We start from the raw sequence: 18070 nt of genomic DNA on the forward strand, positions 1-18070 counted from the left end.
CCGCTGGCACGGCGGCTAGCATTGCTTTAAGCCTTAAATCCCTCACCAATACTTGCCGGGCTTTTGACCACAGACGTAACCCATCACCTGCGGTGGGCTCTTGCACAGGCGATCCTGTGACACGGCGTTAATACGTCCCTGTAGCCTCGACGAAAACATCCTTGTTTTCGACGGTCACAGTTCCGCCTGTGCCTGAAAATGAGGTGTATGTCTGCAGGCATATAGGTAGCTTCAAACAAGTTAGCTCTCACAAAGTTGCTCCAATCCCTCCTCGGTGTCGCCGAGAGCCTTTGGCGCAAATAACGTAGCTGAAGGCGAACACTCGCCGGTGACGAGTGTGCTCATGAGCGCAAGCTATTGACAGATTGGAATGCTTAAGCTCCACGACTTTCGCCGCGGGCACAGCAGCTATCATAGCTTTGGCTGAAAGCCATTACCGAGACACAAAACAGCACCAAGCAGCGGTGACTGCCGCACTCTGAGAGGAATTTTCCACTAACTTGGCTTACATAAAAGCCATCAAAGCATAAACAAGCCCCATTCGGGGCCAAGTTCAAGCTAAATCCAGCGACAAATCAACTGATGAGATCGAAGTGACTTTGGTAAGTCTGGGCCCAACGTAACAACTCGACTCGATTACGAGACTGGGTCTTGCGGAAGATCGATGAGATATGCGCCTTAACCGTATGTTCGCTAATACACAGACGCTGGGCTATCTCTTTATTCCTGGCGCCGCTGGAAACCAGTTGAATAATGGTTCGCTCACGCCGGGTCAACATCTGCAGCATGGAAACTGTATCGGCCGACATCTCATTGCCTGTATCCAGAGTTTTGACCAACTTACGGAACATCTTGCTGATAAGGGTTCTGTCGTACCAGAGCTCATCGGCCACCATCTTGCGCAGACCAGTAAGCATAAGATCGATACGCTGATCTGAGTAGAGCACTCCGCGGATCCCCAGCAACATAGCCGATTCCTGATCCAGTGACCCTCTGTTGACTTGATAAAGAGCGACTGGAACGTGAGAAACCAGACGACTGGCCAATAAAGGGATCCCCTTATTATCCAGCGCAGCCCCCTTCTGAGAGATTAGATAAAAAGTACTATCACTCTTCTGCGGTTCCAGCTGCTCCGGATGGCGTACTATACGGGTCTTAAGACCGATGGACTCGGCCAGTATGGCCAAATGACAAGGGGCGGCTATTTGATTTATAAAAACCAACTCATTGATACTACTCATTTTTACTCTTCTCCCTGAAAAGTCTTGCTTATATCCCTAAAGGGATAGCTTCCTTAATCACTTTAAGCGCTACTACACAAAAAGCATCAGACGATTCTGACCAGATAGTGTCCGGTTTTCATCACCATAAAGTATTATTCTAACAATCTTTAACGACTTTTCTGACAAAAGATTGTAAAGAGTGTATCCAAAACTCTTTGTTCCAACTGTCAATCTATGCCTAAATGCCGCAGTTGACGGTCATGAAATGAGGATAAGAAGAACAAGGCAGCGATAGCACCGACAAGGGCCATTAGCATATCCGACTGGGTATCCCAGACGTAACCTTGGGTGCCGAGAAAAGCCTCGGCGCCGGTTCCGGTGGCAACGGCGACCCACCATTCAATCAGTTCATAGAAGGCCGATAAGGCCAAGGCAAAACAACTGACCAGAAAAGCACACCAGGCACCAGGTTTCACCGCTTGATTACGCAGCAGTATCTCCCTGGCAATCATTGCCGGGATAAACCCTTGCGCCAAATGACCCAACTTATCGTAGTTATTGCGCTCAGAGCCCATCCACTGTGCCAAAGTATCGAACAGCGGCACCTCGGCATAAGTGTAGTGGGCGCCGACAAACAGTATCAGGCAATGCACCAAGATCAGGCCATAAAGCAGCGGGGTCAACGGAAAACGTTTGCGGGTAAAAAACAATATCGGCAGTGCCAACATACCCGGCAGCGCTTCCAGCCACCAAGTGAAATCATCTTTGGGGGCAATGGCCGACCAAATAAGTACCGCAAAATAAATGACCAGCCAGATAATTGTGTTTTTCAAGCCACTTTCCTTATGCCAGTGATTGTTCTCAATTAGGGAAAAATACTTTAGCCATCTAGCCCTCCACTTCATCTGAAAAAAGTGCTACTTTGGTTGGGCATGAGCGAAAATATCATAGCATACGTACATTAGTTAATAATCAAGAGGGTACCTATATCATGGCGAAACACTCGCTGGACAAGGATAAAATTAAAATCCTGTTGTTGGAAGGCGTCCACCAATCAGCCGTTGATGTGCTGGAAAGGGCTGGCTACACCAATATCGAGTATCATAAGGCATCACTTTCCGGCGCTGAACTGCAGCAGTCGATCAAAGATGCCCATTTCGTCGGAATCCGCTCCCGTACCCAACTGACCCAAGAAGTCTTGCAACGAGCTGAAAAGCTGGTTGCCATAGGATGTTTCTGTATCGGTACCAACCAGGTCGATCTCAAGGCGGCCGAGCAACTGGGTATTCCAGTATTCAACGCGCCCTTCTCCAATACCCGCAGCGTGGCCGAACTGGTACTCGGTGAAATCATCATGTTGCTGCGCGGTATTCCGCAGCGCAACGCCCTGGCCCATCGTGGTGGCTGGCTCAAGAGCGCCAATGGCAGCTTCGAAGCCCGTGGCAAGACCCTTGGGGTCATAGGTTATGGTCATATCGGCACCCAGCTTGGGATCCTTGCCGAAACCTTAGGGATGAAAGTGATCTTCTTCGATATCGAAGATAAGCTGCCGCTGGGTAACGCCCAGCAGGTTCACTCCATGGAGCAACTACTGTCTCAGGCCGATGTGGTCAGCCTGCATGTGCCCGAAACACCTCAGACCAAAGAGATGATTGCCCAGGCCGAACTGGCGATGATGCGCAAGGGCAGCATACTGATCAATGCTTCCCGCGGCACAGTGGTAGATATCGACGCTCTGGCTGTCGCCCTCAAAGAGCAACAGTTGGCCGGCGCCGCTATTGACGTTTTCCCGGTTGAGCCCAAGTCCAATACTGACGAATTCCAAAGCCCGCTGCGCGGTCTGGACAATGTGCTGTTAACCCCACACATAGGTGGCAGCACAGAAGAAGCCCAGGAAAACATAGGTATTGAAGTTGCCGGCAAACTGGCCAAATACTCAGACAACGGCTCTACCCTGTCGGCAGTTAACTTCCCGGAAGTATCGCTTCCGCAGCATAAAGATGCCTCCCGACTGCTGCATATTCACCATAACCGCCCCGGTATTCTGATCAAGATTAACCAGGCGTTCTCGGAGAAAGGCATCAACATTTCAGCCCAGTACCTGCAAACCACACCGACCATAGGTTATGTGGTGATGGAAGTGGATACCACTCAGGCGGAAGAAGCACTAACAGAACTCAAGTCTATCGAAGGCACTATCCGCACCCGATTGCTGTTCTGATTTTCACAGGGCGCCTTATTACCCTTGGCGCCCTGTTTATTTCTGTCAAATCCGCTACAATCGCAGATCTCTTAATGCCTTCAATCTCAGGATCTTGTTATGAGCATTTGCGTTTCACAGCCCGATTGGCCTCTGGATGCCGGCATTCCGGATCTGCTTATTTCCCGCCTCTCTCACTTGGGTCTACTTGCCGTTACCGGTGAACAGGGCCGCAGCTTTATCCACGGTCAGGTCACCACAGATATCAGCTCTCTCACGACAGAGCAGTGGCGTTGGGGCGCTCACTGCGACCCCAAAGGCAAGATGCTTTCAAGCTTCAGAACCTTTACTCTGGGTGATGCCCTGATATTGATGATGCCAAGAGATACCCTGGCAGCTGACTTGCCGCAATTGAAGAAGTATGCGGTATTCAGTAAGGCCGAACTGGTCGATGTCAGTGACGATTACAGCCTCTTGGGTGTTGCCGGGACCAAGGCTGCCACTTGGCTGGCAGAGCAGCTCCCGGGCTTCAACGCCGAACAACAAGTCAGCGTCATCGAAGGCGGCGTAGTGCTGCAAGATGGCGAGAGCTTTATTCTGGTACTGCCCAAGGCCGAGGCCGAGGCCTTGTGTCAGCAACAGCTACTAGTCGATGCCAGTGCCTGGCAAGAGCTGGAAATCCTCGCCGCCTACCCTAACCTGCCGGCAGCACTCATGGGTCAATTTGTACCGCAAATGTGCAACTTGCAGGCCATTAATGGCATCAGTTTCACCAAGGGTTGCTACATGGGCCAGGAAACCGTCGCCCGAATGAAGTATCGCGGCGGCAACAAGCGGGCACTTTATATTCTCAAAGGTAAAGCCACTGTCGATATCACTCCTGAAACCACGCTGGAGAAGGCTCTGGATGGCGGTTTTCGTAGGGGCGGCAGCATTATTGAAGCCGTCCAACGAAATGGCGAGTTGCTGCTGACTGCAGTGCTGGCCAATGACACAGAAGTCGGCGCCAAATTCCGCATCGCCGATGATGAAAACAGCGAACTGACAGTACTGCCTCTGCCCTACTCTCTGGAAGAGCAGGAGTAACAATGAATGACCCAATAAAGGCGCCGTCGGCGCCTTTATTTTTATCCGCAGTTTGTTGCTATTCGGTGCCGGACTCGGTTTCCATATGGGTATCACGCACCTCAATCACCTGGGGCAATATCTGTTTGAAGAACTCCACCAGTTCAGGATCAAAGTGTTTCCCCGACTCTGACTCCAGTAGCGCCATGGTATCTTCTATGCTCCAAGCCTTCTTGTAAGGTCGAATCGAAGTCAGGGCATCGAAGACATCGGCAATGGCGACGATTCGCCCCTCAATGGGAATATCTTCGCCTTTCAACCCACTGGGATAACCTGAGCCATCCCACTTTTCGTGGTGGGTCAGTGCTATCCTCCGGGACATCTGCAGCAGAGGATCCGGATGTTCACCAATAATCTCGGCGCCGATTTCGGCGTGTTGTTGCATGATTCTCCACTCTTCGGCATCCAGCTTGGCCGGCTTTTTCAGCACTGCGTCCGGCGTACCTATCTTGCCGATATCATGCATGGGCGCCGCGTTATAGAGTAGTTCACAAAAGTGTTCCGGCAACTGGGCCTGCTGCGCCAGTAGCTTGGCGTAGTGGCTCATGCGAATAACGTGTAAGCCGGTTTCGTTATCCTTGTATTCGGCAGCGCGGCCCAGGCGACGAATGATCTCGAAACGGGTCTGTTCCAGCTCGTGGGTGCGTTCACGCACCTGTTGTTCCAGCAAGCGCTGCTGATCATAGAGGGCCAGATGGTTACGTACCCGCGCCTTAACTATCGGGGCACTGACAGGTTTGGTGATGTAGTCGACGGCTCCCAAATCAAACCCCTGGGTCTCATCGGCCACTTCAGAGAGAGCGGTGACAAAGATCACCGGAATATGGCAAGTCATAGGCTCTTGCTTGAGACGCTTACAGACCTCATAGCCATTCATACCCGGCATCATCACATCCAGGAGGATTAGATCCGGAGGATTCTTCTGCGCCAACGCCAAGGCTCTTGGGCCATCTATCGCCACCTTGAGCTTATAGTCATCGCCGAGGATCCCGAGCAGAATATCAATATTCTCCGGTGTATCATCCACCACCAGTACAGTGGCTTTTTCCATCTCAATCTCCCTCTTACTCCAGGTTCCGCATCGCTCTTGGACGTCACTGGTATATCCTGTGACCCACATTACCTATTGAGTATAGCCAGGGTCACTCAGTCTCGTTCAGCTCTTGCTGCAGCTCGCGGACAAGATCGGCAGCATCATCAAACTGATAGCTGCCAACCATGCTGCTGACAGGTTTCAAGCGCTGCCACAGCGGTTTACTCACCCGGCGACTCAATGCTTCCAGTTGGACGACGGCTTCGGCATCAGCATCTTCCAGACTGCTTTGCAGTTGCTCCAAAGCGGTTTTAAGCGTCTCGGTATCCATCTCCTCGGCGGCATCAGCTTCCGTCTGAGAAGCGCTTTGCGGCTTATCCCCCATCCAGTCCGCAATGGCGTCGACAATAACGGCGACCCGCTTTTCCACTGCCTGCAACTCTTGCTCACACTCTTCGCCGGCTGCCAACTTGGCTTCCAATTGCCGCGCCTCTTCCACCAAAGGCTCAGAGCAGAGATTACCGGCCAGCCCCTTTAGGGTATGCGCCACCCTGACCGCTTCTTCCTGCTGTTGCTCCTTGAGCGCCTTGCGAATACGTTTGCCGACGTTGCCCTGACTACCTAGGAAACGCTCGAGGATACGTCGATAGAGGCGCTCGGAATGCTGCACCAGTTGTAGTCCCCGGTCGATATCCAGGCTCTCTTGTTCCGGCCAGCTCACCAGATCCTCAGAATCATCTCCATCGGCCATACCTGTGTTATTATTCCCTGCAACTGGGGCTTGTCCCCCTCCCAGATACTGCAACAACACCTGATACAAGAGGCTGACTTCTATCGGCTTGGCAATGTGATCATTCATGCCGGCCCTCAGGCACATCTCCTTATCGCCGGCCATGGCATTGGCCGTCATGGCGACCACAGGTAACTGCTCAAGCCCTGGCATCTTGCGCAGCGCCTCTGTGGCCTGATAGCCGTCCATTACTGGCATCTGGCAGTCCATCAGCACAAGATCAAACTGCTGCTGCGCCAGCTTCTCCAGCGCTATCTGGCCGTTTTCTGCGATAGACAAGTCTATGCCTACCTGCTCGAGAAACTCGGTCGCCACCTCCTGATTCATCTCATTGTCTTCCACCAGCAGCACGCGTTTGCCAACAAGAGCCGCCAGTTGCAGCGATTCGAGATCCAGTACCTTGCGCCTGACGGGAATATGCCCCTGACGTCCAAGCGCCAACATAATGCCGTCGAGTAATCTGGAGGCACTGACCGGCTTGGTGATATAGCCGTTGATCCCGAGTTGCTCCAACTGTTCGATAAAGTCACTGTTGGCGTGGGCCGATACCATGAGGATCAGCGGCGGCTCCTTTAGCTGCAATATTTGCCGGGCAGTTTCCATACCGTCCATCTCAGGCATTTTCCAATCGATCAGGGCCATCTTGTAGGGCTTGCGCTTCACCTTATCCAGCGCCTCCATGCCGCTGCGGGCACAGTCGACGGCAAAGCCCATGCTCTCGAGCGTAGTGCGCAAGATATCTCTGGCGGTGCCGTTGTCATCGACCACCAGAATGGGCATACCTTCCAGTTCCTGCTCGACATTCAGCTTGTCGTTTTCCGCCACTTTGAGCCGCACGGTAAAGAAGAAGCAACTGCCGTTGCCAAACTGGCTCTCGACACCGATTTCACCCTCCATCAGTTCCACCAGCTGTTTGGAAATCGCCAGCCCAAGCCCGGTACCACCGTATTTACGGGTGGTTGAGGTGTCTGCCTGGCTGAAAGACTTAAACAACCTGGCCTGCTGCTCGGCCGTCAGACCTATACCACTGTCGCGCACTGCGAATCTCAGGATCACTTCATCCTGCTCGCGGCTAAGCTCAGTTATCGACAGCATCACTTCGCCACGCTCGGTAAATTTAATGGCGTTGTTCATCAGGTTAATCAACACCTGACTGAGGCGCAGCGGGTCCCCTTCCAGATAACTGGGCACACCAGGGGCCACGGCAAACAACAGCTCCAATTGTTTATCAGCGGCACGTTCCGAGAACATATCCCCGAGATCTTCCAAAATACTGTCGAGCTGGAACGGCACCACTTCGATATCCAGCTTGCCGGCCTCAATCTTGGAGAAGTCGAGAATGTCATTGATGATCCCCAGCAGGGATTGCGACGCCCGTTCAATTTTTTCCACATAGTTACGCTGTTTGTTATCCAGTTTGGTCTGCAGGCACAGTTGTGACATACCGATAATGGCATTCATCGGGGTGCGTATCTCGTGGGACATATTGGCAAGAAAGTCGCTCTTGGCCTTGTTGGCGGCATCGGCTTCATCTTTGGCCGTCATCAGCTCATTGGACAAGAGTTTCAAGCGGGTAATATTGGCAATGCTCATGACCACTGAGCGTTCACGATCACCTTCTTCCTCAATTTCAGAAGCGTTGACAGCCATCCACATAGGCTCGCCCGAGGCACTGAGCAGGCGCCACTCGCCGCTGACACTGTGATCGTCACTCTGCTGCAGGCACTCGTACAACTCGCTGACTTTGCTTCTGTCTTCCGGCAGCATCAGTTCGGCAAACGAGCGACGTTTAAGCTGTTCGGCGCTCATTCCCATATCACTGCAGAATTGGCCGTTACAATCCATTATGGTGCCGCGATCATCCAGATTGACTATGCCTATGCCTGCGTTATCAAACAGGGCGCGGAAATGGGCCTCACTCTGAGCCAGCTCGGTTTCCATCTTTTTACGGCCGCTGATATCGGTCAGATAACCGTTCCAAAGCATGCCATCCTGCTGTTTACTGCCTTTGGCACCGGCCTCAAGCCAACGTACCTCGCCGGAAGGATGACGGTAGCGAAACTCTTTGATCCACTGCAGCCCCCCTTCACCGGAAAGCAGCCGAATAATACTGTCTCTATCTTCAGTAACGATCCGCTCGGCCACCAGTTCAAAATCGGCCATTACCTCATTCTTGTGGTGGCCCAAAGTGGCAATGGCTGCACTGGAAAGGAAGGTGAATCTGCGTTGCTGCGGGCCTTGCCAAAACAGTTGATACACAGTACTGGGCACAGACTCAGTGATGGTTTCCAGTTGCTCCCGCGACTGCTCCATCTTTTCCTGAGCCAGCTTGCTGTCGGTAATGTCGTTGAGGCTACCATCGAACCAGAGAGGATTCCCATCTTCGTCGTAACTGGCCTTACCCTTTTCATGGATCCAACGCACGCTGCCATCCCGGTGGCGAATGCGATACTCAACATCAAAGGCTTGCTGCTCGGCCAGAGCCGAGTTTATGGTGTCAGTACACAGCTGCTTGTCTTCATCTATGACCAGGGAGCCATAACTGCGCTTCTTGCTGTCGATGAAATGCCAGGCCGGATAACCGCTTATCTCTGTGATATTGTCGCTGACATACTCCATGGTCCACTGTTCATCGACCCTGGTACGATAAACGGCGCCGGGGATATTGGATACCAGACCGCGAAAACGGCTCTCGCTCTCGCGAATTTTACGCTCTACCGCCAGTTGCTCGGTCAGATCCCGAATCGATGCTGCTACCTGGCGTTTGCCCTTATGATCGGCCGGTAACAGGCTCAAACCTATCTGCACCGGAAACTGGGAGCCATTACACTTGAGTGCCTGCAGCGCCTTGCCCTTGGCCATCATGCGATCCTTACCGTCAGTCACAAAGGTATGACGCTTGGCCGCATGCTGCAAACGATCCACTTCCGGCAACAATTGATCTATGTTGAGCTTGAGCATCTCCTCGGCGTTATAGCCGAACAGCTCCTGACAACGGCTGTTGGAGAACACCAGCATGCCATTTTCATCGACAATCAGCATCGCCTCTGGCGCCGCTTCCAGCACTGCGTTGGACCAGGCCGCGGCGGAAAACTGCTCGGTAACATCGTTGAACAGCATCTCCACCGAAATCAACTTGCCTTCCTCATCGAGTAAGGGCTGCATAAACAGATCCAAACGTCTCAGCCCACCTTCGGCATCGGCCAACTCCACCTGATGCGGCGGCACAGACTCGCCGGCCAGCGCCTGTTCCATATACTGCCAATTTGCTTCGTTGATGCTGTTGCTGGAAAAGAGCCGTTGATACTTGCGCCTGAGCACCTCTGGGGAGATGCCCAACACCTTCTCCACCCCATCGCTGGCCTGCACTATCGCACCGTAAGGATCCATAGAGCAATAGAAGGACTTGTCACTCATGCCGTCGATAAGCTTGGCAAATCTGTTGCCTCGGGAGTCGAGCAGTGCCTGTTCTCTCTCCTCGAGGATTTCAGCCATCTCATTGAATTTATTGCTGAGAGTCGCAATTTCCCGCACTACGCCTTCAGGCTTTTGTAAACGTTTTATCAATCCCTTGCTGAAATCCACTATCCCGGCTTCCAACTGCTCCAGGGGCTGGGTGAGACGCTTGGCACTCCAGTAACTGGTCACCAGCAACAATATGGCCAACAACAACAGGTTGATTGTTAACGAGCTGAAATCCTGAAGGAAAGCGCGTAACAACTGTTTTTGTGGGGTAATCACCAACACCCGCCATTCCAGTGGCGCCACTCTGGCAACACTGGCAAGGTACTGCACACCATTGAGGTCACTCAGTGCTACTTCAGGAGTGTCGGCGGCGTAGATATGTTGTGCCGCTTCCTTTCCAGCGGCGGTATTGACGAGCCAATCTTCCAATTTGGCATTGCGGCTAAGGTTATTGTCCGGGTGATAGATGAGCCGCCCCTGGTTATCCAACACCAACAGCTTTTTGGGATCGATTCCCAAGCGAATCGGCAAGCTGGAAAGCGCCAGATCTGTGGTTATGACTCCCAAAGGTGCTGCTTCACTGCCAAAAGGCTGTGAGAAGGTGATCATCAAGGCATTGCCGGCCCCCTCGTCGAAATAAGGAGGAGCCCAATAACCGTCAGGATGCTTAAGCGCCTCGGTCCACCATCCCCATTCGCCGCTGGTGTAATCATAGGCTTCCTGACCTATGTCCATAATCGCAATAGAAAGATCCTGGCGAAAAGCATAGGGCGCGAAGCGTTTTTGCCCGGGCAGAAATCCGGGCTGAAAGGCAATGGCGCTGCCATAAAAATTGGGGTTGCGCTGCAATCTGTCTTTAAGCAGTTGATAAAGATCGTCAGCTTGCTGCAGGCGCTCGAATGACTCAAGATGCCCCAGGCTGTAGGCCAGAGTTTGGGTATTGCGCTGCGCCAAAGACAATTCAAATTCGAGCCGCTTGGCAGCAAAGTCGGCTTTTTCGGCCAGATCGGTAAAGAAGGCCTTTTCTTCATCCTGATAGTTATACCAGCCGGTGATCCCTGAGATCACAGTCATGATAATGATCAAGGGAACAGCTATTTGAAACAGAATGCGGCTGCGAAAAGTCCTGAGTGTCTTGCTATCCGGCATAAATCTGCCTCTCTGACTATATCCTTGTATCTCTGCAACAGCAGAGCCTCTGTCAGGCACACCCTCTTGGGCAATCAATGCCGAAGTACATCAGGCGACTGAAGACAACCAACTGATTACAGGTCAAAAATTAATCTTGTTATTTAAGCATTAGCCATAATGTTACACAAGTAACTCGGCGCGAATTTACATAAAATTCATCCATCAGCGAGCGCCGGATAAAACACTGCTGGCTAACAACAAGCTAAACTCACGGCGTAAAATAAACTCTTGTTAAACGTAAAATAGACTCTTGTTAAACATAGTGTATAACGCTGAGCTATCAGCCCCTTTCCGCCAGATAGCCCAGTAATATATCAGCAGCGGCTACCGAATAGGAGCCGGCAAATAGTGACAACCTTAAACCGCCTGCCAGGTTAACCAGGATAAGGCGGTGTGAAGACTGTTTGCATCCCTTGACAGCTATCAGCTATCAGCCTGAGCCATGGCCTCATCACTGCAGCCACGCAGACGCTGAAAATAACTGCGGGTTTCTGCCAGCACCAGATGGCGCAGACCTATAATGGCAATCAGATTGGGTATCGCCATCAAGCCGTTGACTATGTCGGCGAGCAGCCAGATGAGATCCAGCGTGATAAAGGCGCCCGAGGCGATAAGTCCGAGAAACATCCAGCGATAGAGCGGGATCCAGCGGCCCTTGGTGAGATAGCTCCAGCAGCGATCGCCATAATAGTTCCAGCCAAGAATGGTGGTAAAGGCGAAACACACCAGCGCTACGGTTACCAAATACTGGCCAATCAGCGGCGTGGTAGCACTGGAGAAAGCGGCGCTGGTCATGCCAGCCCCGGCGCTATCGCCATTCCAGACACCGGTAAGAATAAGCACCAAACCCGTCATGGTGCAGATGATAATGGTGTCGAAGAAGGTGCCCGTCATGCTCACCAACCCCTGCTCAACCGGCTCCTTGGTCTTGGCGGCTGCCGCCGCTATCGGAGCACTACCCAAACCCGACTCGTTGGAGAATACCCCACGAGCAATCCCGGTTTGAATCGCCAGGGCGATACCGGCCCCCAAAAAGCCACCGGTCGCCGCCACTGGATTGAAGGCGGAATGCAGCACCAGTGCTATCGCATCCGGGATCGCCTCACTGGCGCTCAGCAGCACCCAAAGACAGGCAACCACATAGCCTATAGCCATAGTGGGCACCAACTTTTGCGCCACAGCCGCAATCCGTTTAACACCCCCTAAGGTCACAGCAGCCACCAGCGAGGTCAATACCACAGCAGTAATCCAGGCTGGCACATCAAAGGCGATGGTCATAGCTTCAGAAATCGCATTGACCTGGGCAAAAGTTCCTATACCGAAAAACGCCACCCCAACACCGAAAACCGCAAACAGCTTGGCCAACCAACCGAGCCCCAGGCCTTTTTCTATGTAGTACATGGGGCCACCGGCGATGTTACCGTGGCGATCTGTGGTACGAAACTTAAGCGCCAATAGGCATTCGGCGTACTTGGTGGCCATACCAAAAAGGGCAGCAACCCACATCCAGAACAGGGCGCCGGGGCCACCGAGTTTGATGGCAGTAGCCACCCCGACAATATTGCCCGTGCCTATGGTGGCCGACAACGCAGTACAGAGCGCGGCAAAAGAGGAGAGCTCCCCCTTGCCATTGGCGGGTTTGAACAACAACTGCAGCGCCAGCGGCAGACGCAACAGTTGAATGAATCCCAACCTGAAGCTCAGATAAATACCGGTTCCCACCAGCAAGAGTAAGGTGGCAGGTCCCCAGACAATGCTGTTTATCTGGGTAAGAAGTGCATGAAAATCCATAGATTCCTCAGTTATTAAACATCAAAATTAATAAACGGAGGAGGAAAAGAAATGGCTGCGAAACCGCGGCAGCAGAGGCCAAAAGCGAAAGTTCACCAGAGGCAAGGCGGTGCAATCATCCTCTCCTCTGTCCTTTTGCCTGAGCGTTTCGCGCTGGCCTAAGCCGGCACTTTCGCCTTCGGCGCCGGGGCATGCCCGGTCTCTCCAGAGGCTCGTCCAGTAACAGTCCACGCCGTCAATGCTGACCGGCACCTGAAAGAGTACCTCCAACCGGGTTAACCGGTGGAAATTGCCTCGTCGGTGTGGGGGCGATTCCCCACTCTCCTGCTACCTTCATCCGAACGGATTGCCACGTTATTCGTGGCAGGTGACACAGTTTGCGCCTAAATGGCCTCCGGCTCAAGGGCCAAAACCGACTCTCGCCCTGTTTACTGCAAAAATGTTGATCTTGGGCTAATCCCAAGCAACAGAACTTAGTTCGGTTTAAGCGGCAACAACAGCCGAAAGTCGAGTTCACCGATTGAAAAAACTTGTTATGCTGTAGCAGATTACTGCGGTTCACAGGAGTTCAAATGCAGAGCCAGGTGTTGCTGGAAGGGGTAAGCAAAGGATTTTTGGACGGCGATCGCCCCCACAGGGTGCTGGAAAATCTCAGCCTGGAGATCAAACCCGGCGAGACGGTGGCATTGACCGGCCCCAGTGGCAGCGGCAAGAGCACACTGCTGAATCTGATAGCCGGTTTTGAGCACCCGGATCAGGGGCGCATCCTGCTGGCAGGTCAAGACAGCAGCCGCTGGCAGGACAAACAGTGGAGCGCCTTTCGCCGCCGCCATCTGGGGGTGGTGTTCCAGCAATTCAACCTACTGACGCCGCTCAATGTTCGCGACAATATTCTCTTTCCCCTGTCGCTGCTCGGTGAAGGCTGGCAAGCCTGGTGCGATCACCTTGTACAGGCACTGGGGCTAACGCCACTGTTGAACCGGGAAGTCGAAAGCCTCAGCGGTGGTCAACAGCAGAGAGTAGCCATTGCCCGCGCCCTGGCCCATAGGCCTGAATTGCTGCTGGCCGATGAACCGACAGGCAACCTGGATGCCGCCGCCGGTGATGAGGTGATGCAGCTTTTGTGCGCTCTCGCCGCCGATGCCGGCAGTGCCATTCTGATGGTCACCCACAGCGAAACGGCCGCCGCCTATATGCAGCGCCGCTGGCACCTGCAGCAAGGGCGCATTCATGAATGACACAGGGGCGCTGACCACAATCAAGTTGGCTTGGCAGGCCCTGAAAGTCACCCTGGCCCACTATCGCAAGGCACCACTGCAAGCCGGCGCCATACTGCTGGGAGTGGTGTTGGCGGTGACTCTGCTGATTGGCGTCAAGGCCACCAACGACAACGCCATCAACAGCTACCGTGAGGCGGGCGAAGCCCTGGGACAACAGGCCAGCCTGTTTATCACCCCCAAGGCCCGCGGGGTCAGCCTCGATGAAGCGCTCTATTTTCAGCTGCGCCAAAGCGGCATCCAGGCGCTGCCGGTGATCAGCGGCGTCCTTGACGACGCTCAGGGTCGCCAGTGGCAAGTGGAAGGCAGCGATATCATTGCCGCCCTCGGCACCTTCGAGCAAAGGGGCAATGGCCGCAACAATCTGCCCTTGAATAGACTGCTCGTCGGTGAGCCCATCATTGTCATGAGTGACAGCCTGCATCAGGGACTCAAGGCGCCGCCAACCCTGTCCCTCGGTGGACGCACGCTCGAAGTGCTGGCGCTCGCCGACTCACAGCAGCTCGGCAACCGCCTCTATCTGGATATCTCGCTGGCCCAGCAGCTATTAAAGCGCGAGGGTACCCTCAGCTATATCGCCCTCTTTGGCGAGCCGCAAAGGCTCAAAGAGCGGCTCAAGCAAAGCGGACTGCCGCTGGATAAGCTGAATATCAGCGAGCAGGACAAGGGCGCCGCCCTGACCGCGCTCACCCGCAGTTTTCATTTGAACCTCAACGCCATGGGGATGTTGGCCTTCGTGGTGGGGCTGTTTATCGCCTACAACGGCGTACGCTACAGCCTGATGAAACGCCGCCGTTTGTTGCTCTTGTTGCTCAAGCAGGGCCTGGGACGGCGCGCCCTGATGCTGGCGCTGCTGCTGGAGTTGTTGCTGCTGGTGTTCATCGGCTCGGCCAGCGGCTTTATTCTGGCGCTGCAGCTCAGCCAGTGGCTGCAGCCCATGGTGGCGTTGACCTTGGAGCAACTCTATGGTGCGACTCTGCTGCCGGGGAACTGGCGCTGGCAATGGTTGGCCGAAGGCGCCGGTCTGACACTTATCGCCGCACTGCTGGCCTGCGTGCCCCTGTATCTTGAGCTGTGTCATCAGAGCCTGGCACAAAATACCCAGAGCCAATGGCATGCCCACAGACACAGAAGCATGCACAAACGCCTGTTTCTCATCGGGGTTGCGCTGCTTGCCCTGACGGCGCTGCTTTACCCCTTGAGCCAAACCCACCAACACAGCCTGGGCTTGATGGGGCTCTTGACCCTGGCTATCCCGCTGCTGTTGCCGCAACTGTTGCAGTCTTTGCTCGGGCTATTGGCGCGGCTGTTTCCGTCCGGACTCAGCAAGTACGCCATCGCCGATACCCGAGAGCTGGTGGCACCGCTGGCGCTGGCCATGATGGCGCTGCTACTGGCCCTGTGTGCCAATATCGCTATGAATACCCTGGTAGGCAGCTTTGACAAGACCCTTAGAAGCTGGCTCGACACCCGCCTGCATGCCGAGCTTTATATCCGCCCGGGCGCCGGCAATATGGCGAGTCTGGAGCATTTTCTTGAGCAGCAAGCCCCCGGATTGGCTCATTTCTACCAATGGCAGGCGCCCTTCTATGCCAAGGGGAGCGGCAATACGCTGGAGATAAACCTTATCAGCCGGGACGCCGACTCTATCGCGCGCACCACGGCGCTGAAAACCCCAGCCCAAGTTACTTTCCAGGAACAAGTTGCTTCCAAGGAACAAGTGCAAGGAGCCCAAAACCAGCAACAGCAAGCGCTGCAGACGGTGATCCAAGGCCAGGCTCTGGCTATCAGCGAGCCCTTGGCCCTGACGCTGGGGCTGGCGCCGGGCGACAAGCTCAGCCTCTGCCCGGATAAGGACTGTAAGACACCACTGACCCTGCACATCAGCGCCATCTATTACGACTATGGCAATCCCAAGGGGGAGGTCATGCTGGCGCAATCCCTCTGGCAAGGGCTTAAGCTGCCAACTGAAGCCGTCAGCCTGGCTGTGAGCGGCATAGCAACAAGTGCAGAAAGGGCCAAGGGGGCAGGACTCACAAGCATTGCCGCCCTAGAGCGCGCCCTCATTCAAGAGCTTGGACTCAGTCCGGTACAGGTCTACAGCCAGCAAAAAATTCGCGATGAGGCGATTCGGGTCTTCAACAAGACCTTCAGCATTACCCTGGTGCTCAACACCCTGACCTTACTGGTGGCCGCCGTGGGGCTTTTCAGTGCCGTGCTGATGCTGACCCAGTCCCGCCAGGCGAGCCTCGCCATGTTACGCTCGCTCGGGCTTACCCGTGGCCGACTTTTGTCTATGTTGCTATTGCAGATGCTGCTGGTAGTGGTGCTCACCTGTCTGTTGGCCCTGCCCATGGGGGCGATTCTCGGTTACCTGCTTATCCATAAGGTGACGCTGCAGGCCTTCGGCTGGACCATAGCCATGCAGTGGGACTGGCTGGCCTATGGCCGGGTGGTGCTTTTGTCGCTGCTGTGCTGCATCCTGGCGGTGATAGTTCCCCTCTATTGGCAGAGCCGCCGCTCTCTGGTCTCCAGCCTGCAACAGGAGGTGCTCTAATGCGATTGATTACAATGCGGTGGCGTGCCGCAGCGCCCTTGTTAGCAGGTCTACTACTGGGCGGCGCTGTGCTGAGTGGCTGCGATAAGGCTCATCAAGATCAGGCTCAGCAGCAAGACTCACGGGCCATGAGCCGGGTGATGGGGACAGCGAGCGAAGGTTATGCGAAAGTCGAGCCCGGTGCGGCGCTGCAGTTTCCAAAAGATCACCTGCCCCACCCCAGGTTTCGTCAGGAGTGGTGGTATCTGACCGCCAATCTGACCACGCAAAGCGGTGAGCCCCTCGGACTGCAATGGACTCAGTTTCGTATCGCCCTCTCCCCGGATGAACCTGAATCCAGTTCTCCCTGGGCGACGAATCAGCTTTATATGACTCACAGTGCACTCAGTTTTCAAAACAGTCACCAAAGCGCCGAGCGCTGGGCCAGGGGCGCGCTTGCCGCGCCCCAAGGCAAAGCTGCCCATCCCCAGGGAGCCCAGGACAAAACTCAAGCCGGAGCCATGGGCTTGCCGCTCAGGGTCTGGCTCGATAACTGGCGCTGGCAAAGCCAGGCGGTAAGCGGCCCCAATAGCGGGCTGTTTCCCGCCAGTTTACAGGTCAGCGAAGAGGACTTTGCCTTCGAGTTGCAACTCGATAGCCAGGCCGAGCTGCAGATTCAGGGAGATAAGGGGTTCAGCCGTAAAAATGCCGCCGGCACTGTAGCCTCTTACTACTACAGCCAGCCCTTTATTCGGGTCGAAGGCAGAGTGCGCCACAAGGAGCAATGGCTGCAGGTATCCGGCAATGCCTGGCTCGATAGGGAGTGGAGCTCAGAATTTCTCAGTCGCGGCCAACAGGGCTGGGACTGGTTCGCCTTGCGGCTCGATGACGGTTCGGCCCTGATGCTGTTTCAGCTCAGAGAGCAGGAAAACAAAGCCTTTTTCAGCGGCAAGCGCATGTATCCCGACGGCAGTGGCCACCTGCTGGCGCTCGATGATATCAGCCTCAGCGTCAAGGACTGGCAACAAACGGCCAGCGGTCGCTACCCTGTAGCCTGGCAACTGGAGCTGCCGGGAGAGTCTCTGTCACTGACTCTGGAAGCCCTCAATCCCAATGCCGCCATGAACCTGTCTATCCCCTACTGGGAAGGGCCCATCACCATCAAGGGCACACAAACCGGCGTGGGTTATATGGAGCTGACCGGCTATTGAATAACCCACTTTAGGTAGTAAACAAGAACTATTCTCAAAATAGCGTTGCATTAATATTGCAGGAGTCAAGCCGCTAATCTGTTTAAATTTCAAACTTGGATTCAGATCACATTGAAAATGTTGATCCGGATCGCCAATCGCTTTCATTACCTCTCAAGAGGTATACCCACATTTTTAATGAGGTCTAGACTTTGATTCAGTTCCGGTGACTCGGCCCATGCCGTGCCA

10 protein-coding genes and 1 riboswitch are annotated in these 18070 nt (G+C 54.3%); of the genes, 5 read left to right on the plus strand and 5 right to left on the minus strand.

The window, feature by feature from the left end:
- Positions 1-575: 575 nt before the first annotated feature.
- Both ACMHXE_RS06125 and ACMHXE_RS06130 read right to left on the minus strand, forming a co-directional pair.
- Positions 576-1241 (minus strand): helix-turn-helix transcriptional regulator, encoded by a 666-nt coding sequence (locus ACMHXE_RS06125; protein WP_101057461.1) that lies wholly within the window; start codon positions 1239-1241, stop codon positions 576-578.
- Positions 1242-1450: 209 nt separating this feature from the next.
- Positions 1451-2056, minus strand: a complete 606-nt coding sequence (locus tag ACMHXE_RS06130) for a DUF2238 domain-containing protein (protein ID WP_224866114.1) — start codon at positions 2054-2056, stop codon at positions 1451-1453.
- 158 nt (positions 2057-2214) lie between these two features.
- On the opposite strand from ACMHXE_RS06130, the gene serA reads away from it, so the two are divergent.
- Positions 2215-3444, plus strand: coding sequence for a phosphoglycerate dehydrogenase (gene serA, locus ACMHXE_RS06135; RefSeq protein WP_101057465.1), 1230 nt, complete (start codon positions 2215-2217; stop codon positions 3442-3444).
- A gap of 99 nt (positions 3445-3543) precedes the next feature.
- Positions 3544-4509, plus strand: coding sequence for a tRNA-modifying protein YgfZ (gene ygfZ / locus ACMHXE_RS06140; RefSeq protein ID WP_413731682.1), 966 nt, complete (start codon positions 3544-3546; stop codon positions 4507-4509).
- Positions 4510-4567: 58 nt separating this feature from the next.
- Here ygfZ and ACMHXE_RS06145 read toward each other — a convergent pair whose 3' ends face one another.
- From ACMHXE_RS06145 to ACMHXE_RS06155, 3 genes are all read right to left on the minus strand, one after another.
- Positions 4568-5599, minus strand: coding sequence for an HD domain-containing phosphohydrolase (locus ACMHXE_RS06145; RefSeq protein ID WP_413731684.1), 1032 nt, complete (start codon positions 5597-5599; stop codon positions 4568-4570).
- Positions 5600-5690: 91 nt separating this feature from the next.
- Entirely contained in the window at positions 5691-10985 is a 5295-nt protein-coding gene (locus tag ACMHXE_RS06150) for a PAS domain S-box protein (RefSeq protein ID WP_413731686.1), read from the minus strand.
- Between the two features lie 465 nt (positions 10986-11450).
- The gene (locus tag ACMHXE_RS06155) at positions 11451-12818 is read right to left on the minus strand and encodes an alanine/glycine:cation symporter family protein (RefSeq protein WP_413731688.1); all 1368 of its coding nucleotides are present in this window, start codon (positions 12816-12818) and stop codon (positions 11451-11453) included.
- A 117-nt stretch (positions 12819-12935) separates the two neighbouring features.
- Positions 12936-13036: riboswitch (glycine riboswitch) on the minus strand.
- Between the two features lie 354 nt (positions 13037-13390).
- Here ACMHXE_RS06155 and ACMHXE_RS06160 point away from each other — a divergent pair.
- Genes ACMHXE_RS06160 through ACMHXE_RS06170 form a run of 3 tightly spaced genes read left to right on the plus strand, consistent with a single transcriptional unit; the run spans position 13391 to position 17842 of the window.
- Positions 13391-14056 carry an ABC transporter ATP-binding protein gene (locus ACMHXE_RS06160; RefSeq protein WP_028779415.1) on the plus strand — a complete coding sequence of 222 codons (666 nt, stop codon included), beginning with the start codon at positions 13391-13393 and terminating at the stop codon, positions 14054-14056.
- Complete coding sequence (locus tag ACMHXE_RS06165; protein ID WP_413731690.1) at positions 14049-16652, plus strand: FtsX-like permease family protein; 2604 nt, start codon at positions 14049-14051, stop codon at positions 16650-16652. The genes ACMHXE_RS06160 and ACMHXE_RS06165 overlap by 8 nt, the downstream gene beginning before the upstream one ends.
- Positions 16652-17842, plus strand: a complete 1191-nt coding sequence (locus ACMHXE_RS06170) for a lipocalin-like domain-containing protein (protein ID WP_412495605.1) — start codon at positions 16652-16654, stop codon at positions 17840-17842. Before ACMHXE_RS06165 ends, ACMHXE_RS06170 begins: the two co-directional genes overlap by 1 nt.
- Positions 17843-18070: the final 228 nt, after the last annotated feature.

The organism is Shewanella sp. BJSY2023SW007 (assembly GCF_047314525.1).
GTDB classification, from domain to species: Bacteria; Pseudomonadota; Gammaproteobacteria; order Enterobacterales; family Shewanellaceae; genus Shewanella; species Shewanella chilikensis.